Raw genomic sequence first — 20,861 nt, 5'->3', positions numbered from 1 at the left:
CCCAAAATGTGGCCGCAGCGATTGCGGTGAAAGGCCCGTTTCGGTATACTGAGAAGGAGGAGAGCCCAGAGTGACGACGCGAAGCAATTTTGACAGACAGCTGGAAGCCCTGCACCTGGATCTGGTGCAGATGGGCGGGATGGTGCAGAAGGCCATCGAGGAGGGGATCCGCGCCCTCATGGAGCGAGACGGCGACCTGGCGGAGCGGGTGGTGGCCGGCGACAAGGCCATCGACGACATGGAACAGCAGATCGAGCGGACCTGTCTGCGGCTGCTGATGCGCCAGCAGCCGGTGGCGCGGGATTTTCGCAGCGTCTTTGCGGCCCTCAAGATGATCACCGACCTGGAGCGGATCGCCGACCAGGCGGCCGACATCGCCAACCTGAGCCACCGCTTTACCGGTCAGGAGCTGATTGGAATGGTGGGGCACATCCCCGCCATGGAGCGGGTGGCCCGGGAGATGGTGGAGAGCAGCATCTCCGCCTTTGTCCGCCAGGACCTGGCCGCCGCCCAGGCCACCATCCGGCGGGACGACGAGATGGACGCCCTCTTCGGCCGGGTGAAGGACGAGCTCATCGAGCTGTTGCGCAGCGGCGCCGCCGGCGAGGCGGCCGACCAGGCCATCGACGTGCTGATGGTGGCCAAATATATGGAGCGCATCGGCGACCACGCGGTCAACGTCTGCGAGTGGGTCGAGTACCTGGTCACCGGCGTTCACCAGTCCGAAGAGCTGAACGAAGAGAGGTAGCGCGCCCGGCCACGGGTGCGAAGGGGAAAGGAGAGGCCTGATTTTGAAACAGCGCATCTACATTGCGGAGGACGACGGCGGCATTCGCGAACTGATCCGGTGCACCCTGGAGAGCTTTGGCTTTGACGCCTTTGAATTTCCCGACGGCGAGGCCCTTTTAAACCAGATCCAGCGGGAGGGGACCGTCCCCGACCTGGTCATCCTCGACATCATGATGCCGGTCAAAGACGGGCTGGAGACCCTGAAGGAGTTGCGGGAGCACGGCCTCACCGCCCGGGTGCCGGTGATTTTGGTGACCGCCAAGGACGCCGAGATCGACAAGGTGCGGGGGCTGGATCTGGGGGCCGACGACTACATCACCAAGCCCTTTGGCATCCTTGAGCTCTCCTCCCGGGTAAAGGCCGTCCTCCGCCGCAGCGGCGGGCCCCAAGAGGGGCCGGAGGTGCTCTCTGCGGCGGATCTGCGGCTGGACACCGGCCGGGTGGAGGTCCGCCAGGGAGAGCGGGAGGTGGAACTCACCAACAAGGAGTTCAAGCTCCTGGCCCTGCTGATGAAAAACGCCGGTATCGCCCTTCCCCGGGAGGAGATCCTCAACCGGGTCTGGGGGTACGACTATATCGGCGAGACCCGCACCCTGGACATGCACATCCGCTCCCTGCGCCAAAAGCTGGGGGACACGGCGGAAAACCCCAAGTACATCAAGACGGTCCGCTCGGTGGGCTACAAGTTCATTGCCGAATAGGGCCTGCAATCGAGAGAGACGGCGAGAGGGAGAGGAAAGCCGATGAAAAAAGAAATCTTTCGCAAGACCCTCCTCCTCTGCACGGTGGCCATCCTCCTCTGCTCAGCGGTGTCGGTGGCGATTTTGCAGCGGGAGAGAAAGGACGAGCAGGTGGCCTCGGTGGTCAGCGGACTGCGGGCGCTCTCCGAAAACGCCCAGGGGCAGACCTCCACCGAGGACTTTAACCGGGCGGCGAGGACCTTTTCCAGCAACTACGACGGCGCCCGGCTGACCATTGTCGACCAGAGCGGCCGGGTGGTGGGGGACTCCCACGAGGACCCGGCCACCATGGAAAACCACGGTGACCGCGAGGAGATCGCCGAGGCAAAAGAGAGCGGCGTCGGCGTCTCCGAGCGCTGGTCGGACACCCTGAAGGGCCGTTTGCGCTATGTGGCGGTCCAGGCGGACAACGGCTATATCTACCGCGCCTCGGTGCGGGTGAGAAGTCTCAACCAGGCCTTTGTGAGCATCCTCCCGGCGGCGATCATCAGCATCCTCGCCGCCGTCCTCTTCTCCGCCCTGGGGGCCAAGTTGGTGGCCAAGAAGATCGCCCGCCCGGTGGAGGAGATCGTGGAGGGGCTGCAAAACATCGACAACGGCGATTACAGCCGTCTCCCCCTGCCCGACTGCGACGAGCTGGCCTCCCTGGTGGTCAGCATCAACACCCTTTCGGAAAACATCGACCACACCCTGAAAGACCTGCGGGGGGAGCGGCAGAAGACCCTCTTTTTGCTGGACAATGTGCAGGAGGGGCTGCTGGCCCTGGACAAAGACACCCGGGTCATCACCGTCAACCGGGCGGCAGCCGCCTTTTTACAGGTGCCGCCGGGCCGGGCGGCGGGGCAGACCATCTCCCACCTGACCACCAACAAGGCCCTCATCGACGCGGTGTTGGCAGCGGTGGAGGGACCCGAATCCCTCGGCTCTGCCTTTGACCTGGAGGACCGAGAGGGGGGAAAAGCCCTGCTTTGCAGCGTCCTCCCGGTGCAGGCGGATTGGATCGAGGGGGAACGGGGGGCCATTGTGGTGCTGCGGGACGTGACCGAGGAGCGCCGCCGCCAGCAGATGCGCAGCGAGTTCTTCCAAAACGCCTCCCACGAGCTCAAGACCCCCATCACCTCCATCGGCGGGTTCGCCCAGCTGCTGCAGAGCGGGATGGTCACCGAGGAGGAGACCCGGCAGCGCTATCTCCACAACATCGAAAAGGAGACCGGGCGGATGGCCGAACTCATCGGCGACATCCTCAAAATCTCCCGCTACGAGGAGGGAGAGGTGCCCCGCAACGAACAGGTGGACCTGGCGGCGGTGGCCGGCGAGGTGATGGAGCGGCTGCAGCCGGTGGCCGACCGGCAGGGCATTTCCCTGGAAATGGAGAGTCGAGGCGACGACCTGCGGCTCTGGGGCTCCAAAAAGGACATGGAGGACCTGATCGGCAACCTCTGCGACAATGCCGTCAAGTACAACCGCCCCGGCGGCTCGGTGCGGGTGCTGCTCACCGCCCTGCCCGAAGAGGTGCAGATCGCGGTGGAGGACACCGGTGTCGGCATCCCCGCCGCCCACCTGAGCCGGGTGTTCGAGCGGTTCTACCGGGTAGAGAAGGACCGGAACAAAAAGGTGGGGGGGACCGGTCTGGGGCTGGCCATCGTCAAGCACATCTGCGCCCTCTACGGCGGCCGGGTGGACATCCAGAGCGCCGAGGGCAAGGGGACAGCCGTCACCGCAGTCCTCCGGCGGGAGCGGTAAATAGAGACCGTTTCCTTGATGCCTTGTTTCAGGAAATTTGGCAGGAGCGGCAAAAGCTGCTTGCATGCCCAAATGGTGTGACCCGACACGGCACGTTCCCATCGCGGTGCTCTGCTGCGCGGAGGTCTTCCTGGGGCGGTTTCATTTTGACCGCCAGGGGGTATCAAGACGGGGCGTCGAAGGGGAGAACCCCTTTGCCGGCAATCGATAAAAAACAGGGGGCCAAAAGTCTCGCCGCAAGGCGGATTTTTGGCCCCCTGTCTTGGAGGAGGTCTGTTTTTTGCGGCGGGTGGCTGTGGCGCTGATTGCCGCAAAGCGCGGGCGTGTCGAGGGGCCCCTGCCCAATTAGGCGTGGGCGGGAGTTTTGCCCTTGGCCTTTTTCTTCTCCTTGCCGGCAGCCGGCTGAGAGTCGGTCGGGGATCCCACTCCGTCGGCCAAGGGCAGCGGCTCCTCTCCCAGATGGGCGGCCTCCCACTGGAGCTGGGCCTTCAGCCGCAGAGCGGCGGCCTTTTCCTCCGCCCGCAGCCGGGCGGCCTCTGCCCGCTGGGCCCGCTTTTGCAGCCGGGCGGCCCGGCGCTGGGCCCAGGGGCCGGCGGGCGCGGGTGCGCCCTCTTCCAGCGGGGTCTCCCCCTCGGGGATGGAGTGGCTCAGGTGCAGCGAGAGCTTGGCGCAGGCCGGGCCCACCATCTCGTACATCACCCCGGAGGAGAGGATGATGGTGGAGAGCATGGTGCCCATGTCGGGCGGCAGCATCCGCTGGCCGAGGACGGCCAGGCCGATGGAAACCCCCGCCTGGGGCACCAGGGCCAGCCCCAAGTATTTGCGGATGTCGTCGGAAGAGCGGCCGATCTTGGCGCCCAGCCAGGCGCCCAGGTACTTGCCGAAGATGCGGACAAAGAAGTAGACCACCCCAATCACCCCGGCGGTGGCCAGGGAGGGCACATCGAGCCGCAGCCCGGAGAGGACGAAGAACATCAGCAGGATGGGCGGGGTGAAGCCGCCGACCTGTTTAAAGAGCTTTTTGCTGTGGCTGACGTTGACGTAGACCATCCCCATGGCCATGCAGGTCAGCAGGGGAGAGACCCCCAGCAGCATGCAGAGGCCGGAGAGCCCCAGGATAAACCCGGTCACCAGCACCAGCCGATGGTAGTTGGAGCGCCGGTCGCTGATGAAGATGTTGAGGATGAAGCCGCTGAGAGAGCCCATGGCGATGGCCACCAGGTTGAAGATGACCGGCAGGATCAGCACCGACCAGTCCAGGCTGCCCCCCTCCATGTTCTGGGCCAGGGCCGCGCAGATGCTGAAGGCAATGAGGGCCACCGCGTCGTCCAGGGCCACCACCTGCAAGATCATGTTGACAAACTCGCCCTTGGCCTTGTACTGCTTGATGGTCATGATGGTGGAGGCCGGCGCCGTGGCACAGCCGATGGCCCCCAGCAGCAGGGAGAAGGGGATGGACAGGTGAAAGAGGAAGATCATGGTCAGGGTGATGACCACCCCGGCAGTCAGGGATTCAAAGACGGTGACGATCAGCACCTGGGCGCCGCTCTTTTTCAGGGCGGCGAGCTTGAAGTAGCGGCCCACGTCAAAGGCGATGAAGGACAGGGCCACGTCGGTGACAAAGTCCATCCGGGTGACCATCTCGGCGGGCACCACCCCCAACACGTAGGGGCCCAACAGCACGCCGGCCAGGATGTAGCCGGTGACGTTGGGCAGGTGCAGCCGCTTGGTGAGCCGGGTAAAGGCAAAGCCGGCGAAGAGGATGACCGCCAAGGTCAGCACGATGGCGGCGGCGGGATTGGTTTGCAGCAGGTTTTCCAGCATGGGACACATCTCCTTTTATAAGAGGGTTGAGGGGTTTGTATAAAAGGCGCCAGAGAGGCGACGATTAAAGCAGGGCAGACCGGGCACAGCGGCCCGGTCTGTTCATCGGCCCCAGCACAGGGCCCCAGAAGACAAAAACTTTACATGAATTTTACAATTCATCTCTGTACGTTGATTATATGTCAGAAGTGTGATAATATCAAATTATATTTTATACAGGTTATATAAATTCAATTGATAATAGATTGCTCAATTGTCAAAGAGAGGGGGACAACCGCCGTGCTCGACACCAAAATCATCACCCTGCTGCGGGTCATCGACGAGGGCAGCTACACCGCCGCCGCCAAAAAGCTGGCCCTGACCCAGCCGGCCGTCAGCCACCACATTCAGATGTTGGAACAGAAATACGGCATTCAAATCTTCTACAAAAACAAAAAAAAGCTGGTTTTGACGCCGGAAGGGCTGATTTTGGAGAAATACGCCCGCCGCGCCTGGGCTGTCTCCGCCGCAGCCGACCAGGCGCTCAAAGACAGCCGCAAAAACATCAAGCACCTGACCATCGCCATCACCCCCACCGTGGGGGAGAACCTGCTGCCCCAGGTCATCGCCACCTACTGCAACCGCCACCCCAACATGCACATTAATATCATTACCGACACCATAAATACAATTGATAATATGCTGCACACCTTTGCCGCCGACATCGCCATCATCGAGGGGGATATCTACGGCCCCTCCTTTGTGTCGGTGCTGCTGGACACCGACTACCTCTGCCTGGTGGTCTCCCCCCAGCACCGGTTTGCCCAGCGCAGCAGCGTCGGCCTGGAAGAGCTCAAGAGCGAGAAGTTCATCCTCCGCTCCCAGAGCGCCGGCACCCGCCGCCTCTTCGAGAGCTATCTCCAGGGCCACTTCGAGAGCATCCAAAACTTCAACGTCATCATCCAAATCGACAACGTCGCCACCATCAAAGAGCTGGTGGCCCTCAACCTGGGGGTCTCGGTCATCGGCCACAGCGCCTGTGTCGAGGAGGAGCGCACCGGACGGCTGGCGGTGGTCCCCATCGAGAACGCCAGCATGGCCCGCAAGATCAACATGGTGCACCGCAAGGAGTTCTCCCACACCGAGATACTGGAGGAGCTGCGCAGCATCTACAACGCCATCCAGGCCGGGCAGTCCGACCTGGCGGTGGGGCTGGAAGGCCTTCCCCCCGCACCGCCGATGTAAAAAGAAAAAGCCCCCCTCCCGCCGCGGCGGGAGGGGGGCTTTTGTGTGCGGAAAAGGGGCTTAGTCCTCTTTTACCAGGGTAAAGGACTCGTAGGGGCGCAGGGTGATGACCGGGGCGATCACCAGCCCGGGGTAGTTTTGCAGCAGCACAGAGGTGCGATCGCTCAAGAACTCCTCCGGCAGGTGAAACTCGAGCTCTTCCCCGGTGAAGTTGGAGAGGCAGAAGAGGGCCTGGTTTTCAAACCGGCGGATGTAGCCGAAGGTCTTGTCGCAGTCGGGGTGGTAGAGCTCCATGTCCCCGTAGGCGATCACGTCCCACTGTTTGCGCTTGGCGATCAGCTCCCGGTAGAAGTTGAGGATCGAGTCCGGGTCCCCCTCCTGGCTGGCCACGTTGATCTGCCGGTAGTTGTCGTTGACCTCGATCCAGGGGGTGCCGGCGGTGAAGCCGGCGTTCTCGCTGTCGTCCCACTGCATGGGGGTGCGGCCGTTGTCCCGCGCCCGGTCGCAGAAGACCTTCAGCAGGGCCTCGTCGCTCTCGCCGGTGGCCTTGCGCTCCTCGTAGGTGTTGAAGACCTCCACGTCCCGGAACTTCTCCACGCTGTCGTAGTGGACGTTGGTCATTCCGATCTCGTCGCCCTGGAAGATGTAGGGGGTGCCCTGCATCATGTAGAAGCAGTTGGCCAGCATCTTGGCCGATTCCTTCCAGTAGACCCCGTCGTCCCCAAAGCGGGAGACGGCCCGGGGCTGGTCGTGGTTGTCCATAAAGAGGGCCTGCCAGCCCTGGCCGTGCAGCCCCTGCTGCCACTCCAGCGCCGTCTTTTTAAAGAGGGGCAGGTCCAGCGGCTTGGGGGAGAACTTGTCAAAACCCTCCTGGTCGATGTTGAGCAGGTCGAAGAGGTAGAGCATGTTCAGCTCCCGCCGGTCGGGTCCGCAGTACTGGCGGGCGGTCTCCATGTCCACGTAGGCCACCTCGGCCACCGTCATCATCCCGTACTTGCCGAACACCCGCTCGTTCAGGTCGCGGAAGTGCTCGTTGACCCGGGGCTTGTTGGCGTAGTGCTGGTTGGCAAAACCGTACTTGCTGCCGGGCATCGGCTCCACGTCGGGGAAGTCCGGCTCCTTGTAGAGGTAGTTGATGGCGTCCAGCCGAAAGCCGTCCACCCCTCTGTCCACCCAGAACTTGAGGATGTCTACCACCTCGTCCACCACCTTGGGGTTCTCCCAGTTGAGGTCGGGCTGTTTGACGGCAAAGGTGTGCAGGTAGTACTCGCCGGTGGGCTGGTTGTACTCCCAGATGCTGCCGCCGAAGACCGAGGCCCAGTTGGAGGGCTCGGCCCCGTTTTTCCCCTCCCGGAAGATGTAGTAGTCGTGGTAGGGGCTGTCCTTGGACTGGCGGGCCGCCTCGAACCAGGGGTGCTCGTCGCTGGTGTGGTTGCCCACAAAGTCCATCACAAAGCGCATCCCCCGGGCGTGGATGCCGTCCACCATCTCCTGCCACTGCTCCATGGTGCCAAAGGCCGGGTCGATGGCCCGGTAGTCGGCCACGTCGTAGCCGTTGTCCGCCTTGGGGCTCACAAAGTAGGGGCAGGACCAGACCACGTCCACCCCCAGGCTTTTGATGTAATCGAGTTTTTGGGAGATGCCCGCCAGATCGCCCTCGCCGTCTCCGTCCGAGTCGAAGAAGCTGCGGGGATAGATCTGGTAGACGGTGGCGCTGCGCCACCAGTCGGGGTCCTGCATCAGTCTCTTGTTGGTTTCCATTGGCTGTTCCTCCTAAAAAGAATAGACTCTCTTCAGGTGATGACAGAGGGGGCCTCTGCCTGCCCTAAATCTCTCTACCCCCATTAAACGGGAGTTTGCGCCGCCTGTCAAGCGCTTTGGGTGAATTTTCGACCCCTGCCGTCAGGGTTCCAGCATGGTCAGGGAGATCCGCCCCCGGCCGGTGTCCACCTCCAGCACCCAAACGGTGACCACGTCCCCCACCTTCACCACGTCCAGCGGGTGTTTGACAAACCGCTTGGAGAGGCGGGAGATGTGCACCAGCCCATCCTGGTGGACCCCAATGTCCACAAAGGCGCCGAAATCGACGATGTTGCGCACCGTTCCGGTGAGTTTCATCCCCGGCTTCAAGTCTTTGATGTCCATCAGATCCTGGCGCAAGACCGGCTGGGGCAGCTCGTCCCGGGGGTCCCGCCCCGGCTTTTGCAGCTCCTGGGCAATGTCTTTCAAGGTGTAGGACCCGGCGCCGGTGGCCGCTTCCAGCGCCTCCTCCGAAAAGGCGGCCAGCTTTTCCCCCAGCCCATCCAGACCGCCCCCTGCCAGGTCGGCCGGCTTGCAGCCGCAGAGGGCCAGCAGCTTCTTGGCGGCGGGGTAGCTCTCTGGGTGGACGGCGGTCTGGTCCAGCGGGTTTTTCCCGCCGGGGATGCGCAGAAATCCCGCCGCCTGCTTGTAGGCCTTGGGCCCCAGTTTGGGCACCGCCAGCAGGTCCCGCCGCTCGGCAAAGGGGCCCAGCTCCTCCCGCCGGGCGACGATGTTCTGGGCCACGGCGGCCGAAATGCCCGACACCTGTGCCAGCAGGGAGGGGGAGGCGGTGTTCAGGTCCACCCCCACGGTGTTGACACAGTCCTCCACCACCCCTTCCAGGGCCTGGCGCAGTTCCTTTTTGGGCATGTCGTGCTGGTACTGCCCCACGCCGATGGCCTCGGGGTCGATCTTCACCAGCTCGGCCAGCGGGTCCTGCAGCCGCCGGGCGATGGAGACGGCGCTGCGCAGGGAGACGTCGAACTGGGGGAACTCCTTTGCCGCCAGGGGGGAAGCCGAGTAGACCGAGGCCCCCGCCTCGCTCACCACCGCGTAGGAGACGTCCAGCCCGTTCTCCCGGATCAGGTCGGCCACAAAGACTTCCGACTCCTTGGAGGCGGTGCCGTTGCCGATGGAGATGACCTCCACCCCGTAGCGGCGGATGAGGCCCAGCAGGGTGCGGGCCGCCTCGGCCACCTTCTTCTGGGGCGGGGTGGGGTAGACCACCGCCGTCTCCAACACCTTGCCGGTGGCGTCCACCACCGCGATCTTGCAGCCGGTGCGGTAGGCCGGGTCCAACCCCAGCACCACTTTGCCCCGCACCGGGGGCTGCATCAGCAGTTGTTTTAAGTTGGCCCCAAAGACCCGGATGGCCCCCTGGCAGGCCGTCTCGGTGAGGGCAGCCCGCAGCTCCCTGAAGGCGGAGGGCAGGATCAGCCGGTCAAAGGCGTCCTCCCCGGCCCGGCGGAGAAGCTCGCCGTAGGGGTGGCGCTCCCCGGGGTATTTGCTCTGGGCGATGGCCAGGGCCCGGTCCCTGTCGAAGTCCAGCGAGACCTTTAAAAACCCCTCCTTCTCGCCCCGGTCGATGGCCAGCACCCGGTGCCCCGCCACCGCGCGCACCGGCTCCCGGTAGGACAGGTAGTTTTTGTAGACGCTCTCGGCGCAGCCCTCCTTCCCCTCGCAGCAGAGGGAGGCCGCCGCGGTGAAAAACTGCCGCAGCCGACGGCGGATGGTCGGGTCGTCGGAAATCTCCTCCGCCAGGATGTCCATGGCCCCCTGCAGGGCCTCTTCGGGGGTGGTGAGCCCTTCCTCCCCGGTGCAGTAGACCCGCGCCTCTTCCAGGGCAGGGCCGCCGGGTCGGCCGTCTGGCCGCTTCCCGCTGCGCAGGGTGTCCGCCAGGGGGGCGAGCCCCCGCTCCTTGGCCATCGACGCGCGGGTCCTCCGCTTGGGCCGGTAGGGGAGGTAGAGGTCTTCCAACTCGGTGAGGGTGTTGGCACTCTCCACCGCCCGGCGCAGTTCCCCGGTGAGGGCCCCCGCCTTTTCAATGGAGGCCAGCACCTCCCCTTTGCGCTCCTCCAGCCCCCGCAGGTAGTGCAGCCGCTCGGCCAACTGGCGCAGCAGTTGGTCGTCCAGGTTCCCGGTCTGCTCCTTGCGGTAGCGGGCGATAAAGGGGATGGTGTTGCCGTCGTCGATGAGTTTGACGGCCGCCTCCACCTGTTTGGGGGCCACCGACAGCTCGGCGCCCAATCTCTGGTTGATGTCCATCTTCTCCCGTCCCTTCTCTCAGGCTCTCTGTCCCGCGGCCCGCAAAAAAGGGGCGGCCGGCGGCAGGAATGCCGAACAGCGGCCGCCCCTTTGTCAGGGCTTGTGGGGAATGTGCTCCGGCAGGGTCGCCGCCGGAAGGGGGTCTCTAGTAAGCGGCGGTGACCGCCTCGCCGGCGATCAGGGCCTTGACCCCGTTTTTCATGGCGTCGCCGGCGGCCTTGCGGACCGCGTACTGGGCGCTGCCGTCCACCCGCACCGCCAGCCGCCGGTTTTCGTAGCTGCACAGCTCCACCCGGCGGGTGCTGCCGTCTTTCAGGTGGAAGGTGATCTGCACCTCTGTCTCGCCGATGCGGTCGGGCGCGTCGGCGGTGTACTCGCTGCGCAGGCTGCAAAAGAGCTTGTAGGCGTCTTTAAAGGAGGCGGCGTCCAGCTCCGTCCCTCCGTAGGTGGCCTTGCTTTGGGCCGCGTCGGCAATGTCAAAGCGGTAGCTCTCCCCGTCAAAGGCGACCTCCACCGCCGACACCTGGCTCATGGCCGGGGCGCAGAGGGCCTTGGTGGCCATCTGATAGGGGGTGCAGTCCAGCCAGGTGACCACGTAGTCGGCCATCCGGTAGATCACCGGGATGCCCTCCTTCATGGCGTAGTAGCCGTCGCCGTCCTTCTTGCCGATGAGGATGCGGGTGAAGTCCTCGCCCTCCCCCAGCTCGATGGTGGAGAGGGGCTCGTCCAGCCCGGCGTCGGCCAGCTGCCCTTCGGTGGGGTTCAGGATTTTGGCCGAAGAGGCCTGGATCCGCATCAAGTCGGCAAAGGTCTCGTGAAAGTACTCGGGGTCCACGTAGGCGGTGACCGGCGAGGTCATCTGGTACTTGTAGTAGGTGCCGTAGCCGTCGATGACGTTCTGGTCGCCGATGTTGTCCACCGCAAAGGCGCCGTTTTTGTTGGTGAAGCGGAAGCTGGTGACGTTGTCGCTGGAGGTGTCGTCAAAGGGGGAGAGGTAGAGGTCGGCAAAGTCCAGGACCGACCCGGTCAAAAAGGAGACCGGCGCCAGGCTGATGCCGTAAATGGTGTTTTCCCCTTTGAGTTTGAAGTAGTAGCCGTTGTTCCCGGTGTAGGGATCGCCGAACTCCAACTCCAGCTTGCCGCCGTCGGTGTATTCAATGGTGGCAAAGGCGGTGGGCTCGTCCAGCCCGAACTCGGCGGCCTTCTCCAGGTCTTCGGCCACCAGGGTCTCGGCCGAGAGCTCGGCCGCATAGCGGGCGCAGTTGGTCAGGTCGGTCCGGTCGATGGGCACCCCGCTGTCCCGCAGCAGGGGAACGGTCCACTCCTCGGTGCCGGTGCGTTCAAAGGTGTAGCTGCCCTGCTCGTTTTCCACCGTGATCTTCTGCACCTGGTCGGAGGTGCGCTGGCTCAGGGGGATGGTGACCTTGCCCTCCTTCTCGTCGCCCTCTTTGGGCCAGAGGAGCAGGGCGCCCACCAGCACTGCCGCCAGCAGCACCACCCCGCCCAGGATCAGCAGGGTTTTCTTTTGGCGTTTGTTCATTTACAGGTGCCTCCTGCGAAGGAAGACAAAGGCGCCCACCGCCAGGCAGCCCACCGGCAGCACCCCGATGAAGAGGATGCGCATGAAGCTGGCCCCGTCCGAGGCGATGTCCAGGTATTTGGCCGCCATGTCCTTGGGGGCGATGATGACCTGGCTGTCCCGCCCGGTGAGGGTGCCGGTCAGCTCCACCAGGAAGTCGGCGTTGGCAAAGGCCGAGTTCTGGATGATTTCGCTGGCGCCGTAGTAGACGCTGCCGCAGGCCACCACGTTGGAGGTCTTCTGCTCACCGCCCACCTCGACTTTGTTCTGGCCCAGCAGCATGATGGGCACGTAGCCGGTGACAAAGTCGGTGATCGAGGCGTTCTTGTCCGCGTCCGGCGGGATGATCCCCGAGTCGGCGGACATCCGGATCAGCATGGTGGTGGAGCGGCTGCCGCTGTTTTTGAAGGCGGCGGTCAGGGGCCGGCAGTAGGGGATATAAGGCACCTTGCCCTTGTTGAGGCAGTTCTCGGTGTAGACCGAGTCGCTGTTGAGGACGTTGACGGCGTTGAACTGGTCCTGAATGATGAAGTTACTGCCGTTTTCAAAGGCTACGCCCGGCTCGACGATGATGCCCCACTCCTCCAAAAATGCCTCCAGGTTGGGCAGTTCGGGCTGGTCGTTGGCGGCAAAGTAGAAGACGGTCTTGCCGTACTGCCCGCCGTTTTGCAAAAAGGCGTCCAGCTTTTCGATCTCCTCCGGCGAGTAGTCGGTGGAGGGGCCGTAGATGATGACCGCGTCGGCCTCGGGGTCGATGGCTTCGGTGCCGATGTTCTGGCTCTTCACCGTGTAGTTGTTCTGCCCCAGCAGTTCGGTGACGCTGGTGGCGTCGTACTCGTTGTGCCCGGTGAGCAGCGAGACCTTGGTGGTGTTTTCGGAGGTGACCACCAGGATGGCCGAGGCCAGGGCGTTCTCCGCCTTGGAGGAGAGGATCCGCAGGTAGCTGTTGGCCACCACCTGGGTGTTGAACAGGTCCACCGAGCTGATCTGCATCTTCCGGTCGCCGCTGACCACCAGCACGTCGTTTTGCTGCAAAGTCAGGTCGCTGAACTGCGACTGGAAGTTGGGGTCGCGCACCATGTTGACGTACTGCAGGGTGATTTGGTCGTTGGCGTTGGCAAAGTACTTAAAGACCTCGTTGGCCTGGGTGAAGCTGGGGTCTTTGGCGGCCGAGTTGCCGGTGCCGCCGGCCACAAAGTTGGCCTCGTCGTTGAGCACGTAGATGGTCACCGGCTGGTCGAGGTTCGCCAGCAGCTCGTCCACCTCTTCGCTGATGTTGAAGGCGGAGGAGGCGGTGGTGTCCAGCCGCAGGGTGACGCGCTGGCTCAACAGGTTCACCGCCACGTTCACCGCAATGGCGATCACCAGTACGCCCAGGGTGAGCAGGGTGGCAAAGCTGCCGTATCGAAATTTCTTGCTTTTCTTCATTGGTTGCATCTCCTATCAGCTCCAGCGGCGCTTGTCGATAATCCGAATGGTGAAGAATATGAACAGGCCGGTCAGGGTCAGCATAAACAGCACCGACGGCAGGTCGATGAGGCCGATGGTGAAGTTGGCGTAGTACTGGGTGATGGAAAGGCCCAGCATGGCCTTGCTGATGGGGGTCACGGTGATCGCCTTGGCCAGGGTGTCGAAGTAGAGGATGTAGAAGAAGTTGAAAATAAAGCTGATGATGACCGCCACGATCTGGTTTTCCGTCAGGGCCGAGATGAAGCCGCCGATGGCGATCAGCGCCGCCCCCGCCAGGGCAAAGCCCAGGAAGGAGGTGAGGATGGTCCCCCACGGCACGGCCGAGTAGCCCGACATCACCAGGGCGTAGAGCAGGGTCACCACTCCGCCGCACATGTACATGCTGAAGGCCGAGAGGAACTTGCCCCCCACCAGTCCCCCCAGGGTCACGGGGGAGGTCAGCAGCAGCTGGTCGGTCTTCTGCTTTTTGTCCTCGCTGTACATCCGCATGGTGAGGATGGGCACCAGGACAAAGTTTGCGTTGAAGAGGTAGGTGAACAGCGAGTACATGCTGGTGGTCTTTTCGGCGATGTTGTTGCTGTAAAAGAGGAAGCCGGAAAAGGCGAAGAAGGCCGCCAGGTAGATGTAGCCGATGGTCGAGGTGAAATAGGCGCGGAACTCCCGCTTGAAAATCGCTTTCATTACTCCTCATCCCCTCCGTCTGTCTCTTTTTTCTTCCGGCCGAAGGAGAAGCGCCGCTTCTTGCCCTCGCTCTTCTCCTCTTTCGAGGTCTGGGCATCGTCCTGGATCAGGTGCAGGAAGATGTCCTCCAGGGACATCTCGCTCCCCTTCAGGCCCAGCATCTGCCAGCCCTGTTTGCTCAGCAGGTCGAAGAGGCCGGCGCGCACGTCCTTGCCCTCCTCGGGCTCAATGGTGTACTCCACCGAGCCATCGGTCTTTTCGCCCAGCGGCAGGACCCGGGCCACCCCGTCCATGGCGCTGACGGCGGCCACCACCTCGCTCTGGGGGCCGACGATCCGCGCCTGCAGCTTGGTGTTGCCCGCCAGGCTGCGGGAGAGGTTGTCCGGCGTGTCGTCGGCAACCAACTTGCCCTTGTTGATGACGATCACCCGTTCGCAGATGGCCTGCACCTCTGGCAGGATGTGGGAGGAGAGGATGACGGTGTGCTTTTTCCCCAGGTCTTTGATCAGGTTGCGAATGTCGATGATCTGCTGGGGGTCAAGGCCCACGGTGGGCTCGTCGAGAATCAGCACGTCGGGGGCCCCTACCAGGGCGCCGGCCACCCCCACGCGCTGCTTGTAGCCCTTGGAGAGGTTTTTGATCAGCCGCCCATAGACGTGCTCGATCTTCACCGTGCGGCAGATCTCCGCCAGGTGCTGTTCCCGGGGCAGGGTGCACTTTTTCAGCTCGTAGACAAAGCCCAGGTACTCCTTCACCGTCATGTCCAGGTAGAGCGGCGGCAGCTCGGGCAGATAGCCGATGTGCTTCTTCGCCTCCAGCGGCTCCTCCAGGATGTCGTGGCCGTCGATGAGGACGGTCCCCGAGGTGGAGGAGAGGTAGCCGGTGATCATGTTCATGGTGGTGGATTTGCCGGCACCGTTGGGCCCCAAAAAGCCCAGGATCTCCCCCTTGTTGATGGTGAAGCTGATGTCGTCCACAGCGCGCTTGCTGCCGTACTGCTTCACGAGGTTTTTGACTTCTATCATCTTGATAACCGCGCCTTTCCTGGCCGGGCGGTCGCCCATCCGGCCGTATTGATAGAGTGGTTTGCGGCCCTGCCGCCGCCGGGGCGCCTTGTCTCTGCCCGGCTGTGCCAGCGGACCGGCCGGCGGGAAATGGCTCCCCGCCGCACCGAATACACTTTCCCATTATATACGAATTGCCCCCATTCGGCAATGAATTTGCCCCCATTCCTTTGTGAAAAGTGGGTGAAGCCCGCCGCCCTTTGTCCCAACATTTTTTGCAAAAAGGGAAAAGAGGGTGTATATTTCTGACTGCTCAGGGGCAGACTTTCCCCGTGTCACAGCGATCCACGCCGCCCATTTGCATTTGTCTTCCTATTAAATGGGCCAAATGGGGTCGGGGCGACGCCCTTCGACCGGACTCTACATCCGGTATAAATTGAAGGGGGAGACCGGGCTACAACCTGTCAAAAAATACTCTAGGGACAAGCTGGAAAGTTTTTTTGAAAACTCTCGGAAAAGCGGTTGACAGGCGGTTGCATGCTGTGGTATTATACAAAAGCTGTCCGCGAGGGAAGCGCACGGGAGTGCGGTTTCCGAGGAGTGGGCCCTGGGATTTGAGCTGAGAGGCGAGAAAAAAGGGGTTGACAAAAAGAAGGCAGCGAGATATAATAAAAGGCACGGCGAGATGCCGAACGGACCTTGAAAATTGAACAATACTGAAGCTTGAACGGACCTAAAAATCCGGTCTATCACGGACTGGATGCGTCTCTTTGAGAGACAACACCAAGCGAAGTAATTTTAAACGTCAAGTTTGAAATGAGCTTAGGTTTGAACGGTGGGAACACTGTTTAGATACAACTTTGATAAAGAGTTTGATCCTGGCTCAGGACGAACGCTGGCGGCGCGCCTAACACATGCAAGTCGAACGGACACATCCGACGGAATAGCTTGCTAGGAAGATGGATGTTGTTAGTGGCGGACGGGTGAGTAACACGTGAGCAACCTGCCTCGGAGTGGGGGACAACAGTTGGAAACGACTGCTAATACCGCATACGGTGGTCGGGGGACATCCCCTGGCTAAGAAAGGATCTATGATCCGCTCTGAGATGGGCTCGCGTCTGATTAGCTAGTTGGCGGGGTAACGGCCCACCAAGGCAACGATCAGTAGCCGGACTGAGAGGTTGAACGGCCACATTGGGACTGAGACACGGCCCAGACTCCTACGGGAGGCAGCAGTGGGGAATATTGCACAATGGGGGGAACCCTGATGCAGCGACGCCGCGTGAGGGAAGAAGGTTTTCGGATTGTAAACCTCTGTCTTGTGGGACGATAATGACGGTACCACAGGAGGAAGCCATGGCTAACTACGTGCCAGCAGCCGCGGTAATACGTAGATGGCGAGCGTTGTCCGGAATTACTGGGTGTAAAGGGAGTGTAGGCGGGATCATAAGTTGCGTGTGAAATGCAGGGGCTCAACCCCTGAACTGCGCGCAAAACTGTGGTTCTTGAGTGAAGTAGAGGCAGGCGGAATTCCCGGTGTAGCGGTGGAATGCGTAGATATCGGGAGGAACACCAGTGGCGAAGGCGGCCTGCTGGGCTTTTACTGACGCTGAGGCTCGAAAGCATGGGGAGCAAACAGGATTAGATACCCTGGTAGTCCATGCCGTAAACGATGATTACTAGGTGTGGGGGGATAACCCCCTCCGTGCCGGAGTTAACACAATAAGTAATCCACCTGGGGAGTACGACCGCAAGGTTGAAACTCAAAGGAATTGACGGGGGCCCGCACAAGCAGTGGAGTATGTGGTTTAATTCGAAGCAACGCGAAAAACCTTACCAGGTCTTGACATCTATCGCTATCCCAAGAGATTGGGAGTTCCCTTCGGGGACGGTAAGACAGGTGGTGCATGGTTGTCGTCAGCTCGTGTCGTGAGATGTTGGGTTAAGTCCCGCAACGAGCGCAACCCTTACTGTTAGTTGCTACGCAAGAGCACTCTAACGGGACTGCCGTTGACAAAACGGAGGAAGGTGGGGATGACGTCAAATCATCATGCCCTTTATGACCTGGGCTACACACGTACTACAATGGCCGCAAACAACGAGCAGCGAAACCGCGAGGTGGAGCGAATCTATAAAAGCGGTCTCAGTTCGGATTGCAGGCTGCAACTCGCCTGCATGAAGTCGGAATTGCTAGTAATCGCGGATCAGCATGCCGCGGTGAATACGTTCCCGGGCCTTGTACACACCGCCCGTCACACCATGAGAGCCGGTAACACCCGAAGTCAGTAGTCTAACCGCAAGGGGGACGCTGCCGAAGGTGGGGCTGGTGATTGGGGTGAAGTCGTAACAAGGTAGCCGTATCGGAAGGTGCGGCTGGATCACCTCCTTTCTAAGGAAGAGAGGGACGTTCGAGCTTCAAGTATTGTTCAATTTTGAAGGTCTGTGAAGACAGACTTTCAGGCAAGAGGAACCTTGTTGAAGACGGGGGTGTAGCTCAGCTGGGAGAGCACCTGCCTTGCACGCAGGGGGTCAGGAGTTCGAGCCTCCTCATCTCCACCATTGGTGGACGCGAGAGCCGAGAGGTGATCGTGGGAGGGACAAGGAGTACTGACTTCTAGGAAAGCGGAGCGCCCTTGAGTATGGGCTCATAGCTCAGGTGGTTAGAGCGCACGCCTGATAAGCGTGAGGTCGGTGGTTCGAGTCCACTTGAGCCCACCACGGCCTGGGAAACCGGGCAAAGACAAGGAAGACTCAAGCAAAAATGCACCTTGAAAACTGAATAAAGCAATAGACTGCGATAGAAATCTAAAGGGTAACTAAAGGCGAAAGTTTTTAGGTACACTACAATTTATGTCGAGAGAACAGCCGAAGAAAAAAGGTCAAGCTAAGAAGGGCGCAGGGCGAATGCCTTGGCACCAGGAGACGATGAAGGACGCGATAAGCTGCGAAAAGCCGCGGGGAGCTGCAAATAAGTATTGATCCGCGGATGTCCGAATGGGGCAACCCACCTAGAGTCATGTCTAGGTATCCTGTACTGAATACATAGGTGCAGGAGGTGAACCGCCTGAACTGAAACATCTAAGTAGGGCGAGGAAGAGAAATCAAACGAGATTCCGAAAGTAGTGGCGAGCGAAATCGGAAGAGGCCAAACCAGGGGTAGAAATACCCTTGGGGTTGTGGACTGCATTTAGGATTGTGTGAGTTTAAGAGAACGGCATGGGAAGGCCGGCCAGAGAGGGTGAGAGCCCCGTATCTGAAAAGCGAGCACACCGAGCAGGATCCAGAGTACCGCGGGACACGAGGAATCCCGTGGGAAGCCGGGGGGACCACCCTCCAAGCCTAAATACTACCTGGTGACCGATAGCGTATAGTACTGTGAAGGAAAGGTGAAAAGAACCCCGGGAGGGGAGTGAAATAGAACCTGAAACCCTGTGCCTACAAGCACATAGAGCACGTCAAAGTGTGATATGGTACTTTTTGTAGAACGGTCCGGCGAGTGTATGTATGCAGCGAGGTTAAGGGCTTAAGGCCTGAAGCCGCAGGGAAACCGAGTCTGAATAGGGCGAATTAGTTGCATGTATATGACCCGAAACCGGGTGACCTATCCATGTCCAGGTTGAAGTTGGGGTAAGACCCAATGGAGGACCGAACCGACCCCTGTTGAAAAAGTGGCGGATGAGGTGTGGATAGCGGAGAAATTCTAATCGAACCCGGATATAGCTGGTTCTCCCCGAAATAGCTTTAGGGCTAGCCTTGCGTTAGATTTCCGGAGGTAAAGCACTGAATGGGCTAGGGGCCGAGAGGTTACTGAACCCTATCAAACTAAGAATGCCGGAAAATCGATGCGCAGGAGTCAGACTATGGGAGATAAGTTTCATAGTCAAGAGGGAAACAGCCCAGACCCACAGCTAAGGTCCCCAAACAGGTTTAAGTGGAAAAGGATGTGGGGGTGCACAGACAACTAGGATGTTGGCTTAGAAGCAGCCATACATTAAAAGAGTGCGTAATAGCTCACTAGTCGAGTGCCCCTGCGCCGAAAATGTAACGGGGCTAAAACCTGTACCGAAGCTTGGGCATCGTCTTAGACGATGGGTAGGGGAGCGTCGCATGCGGGGTGAAGCCATAGCGGAAGCGGTGGTGGACTGCATGGGAGTGAGAATGCCGGAATGAGTAGCGCGAATCATGTGAGAATCATGATGGCCGAAAGCCTAAGGTTTTTGGAGGAAGGTTCGTCCGCTCCAAGTTAGTCGGGAGCTAAGGTGAGGCCGAAAGGCGTAGCCGATGCACATACGGTAGAGATTCCGTAACCACCGAAAGTTTTAAGCAGAGGGACACTCTGAAAGGGCATGACCCGGGCGATGGTAGACCCGGGCGTAAGGGACTGAAATTTAGTAGGGAAGCATGCTTGGACGGAGGCGAGAAAAGCTCTGGGAACAACTGAGGTGCCCGTACCGCAAACCGACACAGGTAGGTAGGAAGAAGATTCTAAGGCCAACGGGAGAAGGGTTGTTAAGGAACTCGGCAAATTGACCCCGTAACTTAGGGATAAGGGGTGCTCATGGAAACATGAGCCGCAGAGAATAGAGCCAGGCGACTGTTTAGCAAAAACACAGGTCTCTGCTAAATCGAAAGATGAAGTATAGGGGCTGACACCTGCCCGGTGCTGGAAGGTTAAGGAGATGAGTGCAAGCTTTGACCCGAAGCCCCAGTGAACGGCGGCCGTAACTATAACGGTCCTAAGGTAGCGAAATTCCTTGTCGGGTAAGTTCCGACCCGCACGAATGGTGTAACGATCTGGTTACTGTCTCAACAACCCGCCCGGCGAAATTGTAGTACCGGTGAAGATGCCGGTTACCCGCGACAAGACGGAAAGACCCCATGGAGCTTTACTGCAGCCTGATATTGGATTTCGGTATTACATGTACAGGATAGGTGGGAGACTGGGAAGCCAAGGCGTCAGCTTTGGTGGAGTCGACCTTGGGATACCACTCTTGTAGTGCTGGAATTCTAACTTGCGGCCGTGAAACCGGCCGGAGGACATTGTCAGGTGGGCAGTTTGACTGGGGCGGTCGCCTCCTAAAAGGTATCGGAGGCGCTCAAAGGTTGGCTCAGCATGGACGGAAACCATGCCAGAGAGTGTAAACGCACAAGCCAGCCTGACTGCGAGACTGACAAGTCGAGCAGGAACGAAAGTTGGAGTTAGTGATCCGGCGGTATGTGAGTGGAAATGCCGTCGCTCAACGGATAAAAGCTACCCTGGGGATAACAGGCTGATCTCCCCCAAGAGTCCACATCGACGGGGAGGTTTGGCACCTCGATGTCGGCTCATCGCATCCTGGGGCTGAATTCGGTCCCAAGGGTTTGGCTGTTCGCCAATTAAAGCGGTACGCGAGCTGGGTTCAGAACGTCGTGAGACAGTTCGGTCCCTATCTGTCGTGGGCGCAGGATATTTGAGAGGAGCTGTCCCTAGTACGAGAGGACCGGGATGGACGCACCTCTGGTGCACCAGTTGTCACGCCAGTGGCACAGCTGGGCAGCTAAGTGCGGAACGGATAAACGCTGAAAGCATCTAAGCGTGAAGCCGACCTCAAGATAAGATATCCCACTGAGTCAATCAGGTAAGACCCCTTGAAGACTACGAGGTAGATAGGCTGCAGGTGTACGCACGGTGACGTGTTGAGCTGGGCAGTACTAATCGGTCGAGGGCTTGAACTTGTGATGAGGTTCTCATTCAGTCTATTC

General features: G+C 60.6%; 11 protein-coding genes, 2 tRNA genes and 2 rRNA genes. 8 read left to right on the top strand and 7 right to left on the bottom strand.

The genetic code is table 11. From position 1 onward, the window contains the following. The first annotated feature begins 70 nt into the window (after positions 1 to 70). The 3 genes from phoU to BN3266_RS00490 are packed head-to-tail and all read left to right on the top strand — an operon-like array spanning position 71 to position 3,272. Positions 71 to 748 carry a phosphate signaling complex protein PhoU gene (gene phoU, locus BN3266_RS00500; protein WP_021660039.1) on the top strand — a complete coding sequence of 226 codons (678 nt, stop codon included), beginning with the start codon at positions 71 to 73 and terminating at the stop codon, positions 746 to 748. A 40-nt stretch (positions 749 to 788) separates the two neighbouring features. Further along, positions 789 to 1,490: a response regulator transcription factor gene (locus tag BN3266_RS00495; protein ID WP_438819059.1), complete on the top strand. Its 702-nt coding sequence runs from the start codon at positions 789 to 791 to the stop codon at positions 1,488 to 1,490. A 42-nt stretch (positions 1,491 to 1,532) separates the two neighbouring features. Continuing rightward, entirely contained in the window at positions 1,533 to 3,272 is a 1,740-nt protein-coding gene (locus BN3266_RS00490) for a HAMP domain-containing sensor histidine kinase (protein ID WP_059002950.1), read from the top strand. Between the two features lie 345 nt (positions 3,273 to 3,617). Here the strand turns inward: BN3266_RS00490 and BN3266_RS00485 are convergent, their stop codons facing one another. Beyond that, entirely contained in the window at positions 3,618 to 5,096 is a 1,479-nt protein-coding gene (locus BN3266_RS00485) for a cation:proton antiporter domain-containing protein (protein WP_075109626.1), read from the bottom strand. A gap of 279 nt (positions 5,097 to 5,375) precedes the next feature. Between BN3266_RS00485 and BN3266_RS00480 the strand changes: the two genes are divergently transcribed. Continuing rightward, on the top strand, positions 5,376 to 6,320 hold the full coding sequence (locus BN3266_RS00480; protein WP_044992904.1) for a LysR family transcriptional regulator: 945 nt from the start codon (positions 5,376 to 5,378) through the stop codon (positions 6,318 to 6,320). Positions 6,321 to 6,380: 60 nt separating this feature from the next. On the opposite strand, the gene BN3266_RS00475 is transcribed toward BN3266_RS00480, so the two are convergent. The 6 genes from BN3266_RS00475 to BN3266_RS00450 all read right to left on the bottom strand — a co-directional run bounded on the left by BN3266_RS00475 (position 6,381) and on the right by BN3266_RS00450 (position 15,140). Then, a complete protein-coding gene (locus tag BN3266_RS00475) occupies positions 6,381 to 8,081 on the bottom strand; it encodes a glycoside hydrolase family 13 protein (protein ID WP_075109625.1) in 1,701 nt (566 codons plus the stop codon). Between the two features lie 141 nt (positions 8,082 to 8,222). Beyond that, positions 8,223 to 10,385 (bottom strand): Tex family protein, encoded by a 2,163-nt coding sequence (locus BN3266_RS00470; protein WP_059002949.1) that lies wholly within the window; start codon positions 10,383 to 10,385, stop codon positions 8,223 to 8,225. A 145-nt stretch (positions 10,386 to 10,530) separates the two neighbouring features. After that, complete coding sequence (locus BN3266_RS00465) at positions 10,531 to 11,925, bottom strand: DUF4340 domain-containing protein (RefSeq protein ID WP_059002947.1); 1,395 nt, start codon at positions 11,923 to 11,925, stop codon at positions 10,531 to 10,533. Continuing rightward, positions 11,926 to 13,392 (bottom strand): GldG family protein, encoded by a 1,467-nt coding sequence (locus BN3266_RS00460; RefSeq protein WP_059002946.1) that lies wholly within the window; start codon positions 13,390 to 13,392, stop codon positions 11,926 to 11,928. It lies immediately after the preceding gene. A gap of 15 nt (positions 13,393 to 13,407) precedes the next feature. After that, complete coding sequence (locus BN3266_RS00455) at positions 13,408 to 14,115, bottom strand: ABC transporter permease (protein ID WP_021660029.1); 708 nt, start codon at positions 14,113 to 14,115, stop codon at positions 13,408 to 13,410. After that, positions 14,115 to 15,140 carry an ABC transporter ATP-binding protein gene (locus BN3266_RS00450; protein WP_073261035.1) on the bottom strand — a complete coding sequence of 342 codons (1,026 nt, stop codon included), beginning with the start codon at positions 15,138 to 15,140 and terminating at the stop codon, positions 14,115 to 14,117. The genes BN3266_RS00455 and BN3266_RS00450 overlap by 1 nt, the downstream gene beginning before the upstream one ends. A gap of 839 nt (positions 15,141 to 15,979) precedes the next feature. On the opposite strand from BN3266_RS00450, the gene BN3266_RS00445 reads away from it, so the two are divergent. From BN3266_RS00445 to BN3266_RS00430, 4 genes are all read left to right on the top strand, one after another. Continuing rightward, positions 15,980 to 17,508: ribosomal RNA gene (locus BN3266_RS00445) — 16S ribosomal RNA — on the top strand. Between the two features lie 94 nt (positions 17,509 to 17,602). Continuing rightward, positions 17,603 to 17,678, top strand: a tRNA-Ala gene (locus BN3266_RS00440). Between the two features lie 82 nt (positions 17,679 to 17,760). Then, a tRNA-Ile gene (locus BN3266_RS00435) sits at positions 17,761 to 17,837 on the top strand. A 159-nt stretch (positions 17,838 to 17,996) separates the two neighbouring features. Next, a 23S ribosomal RNA gene (locus tag BN3266_RS00430) occupies positions 17,997 to 20,834 on the top strand. Together the 16S and 23S rRNA genes with 2 tRNA genes alongside form the textbook arrangement of a ribosomal RNA operon. Positions 20,835 to 20,861 lie beyond the last annotated feature (27 nt).

The sequence above is a fragment of the Bittarella massiliensis (ex Durand et al. 2017) genome, from assembly GCF_001486165.1.
Lineage (GTDB): Bacteria > Bacillota > Clostridia > Oscillospirales > Ruminococcaceae > Bittarella > Bittarella massiliensis.
Note: the sequence above shows the minus strand (reverse complement) of the source record. Positions and strands in the feature narration are given on the sequence as shown.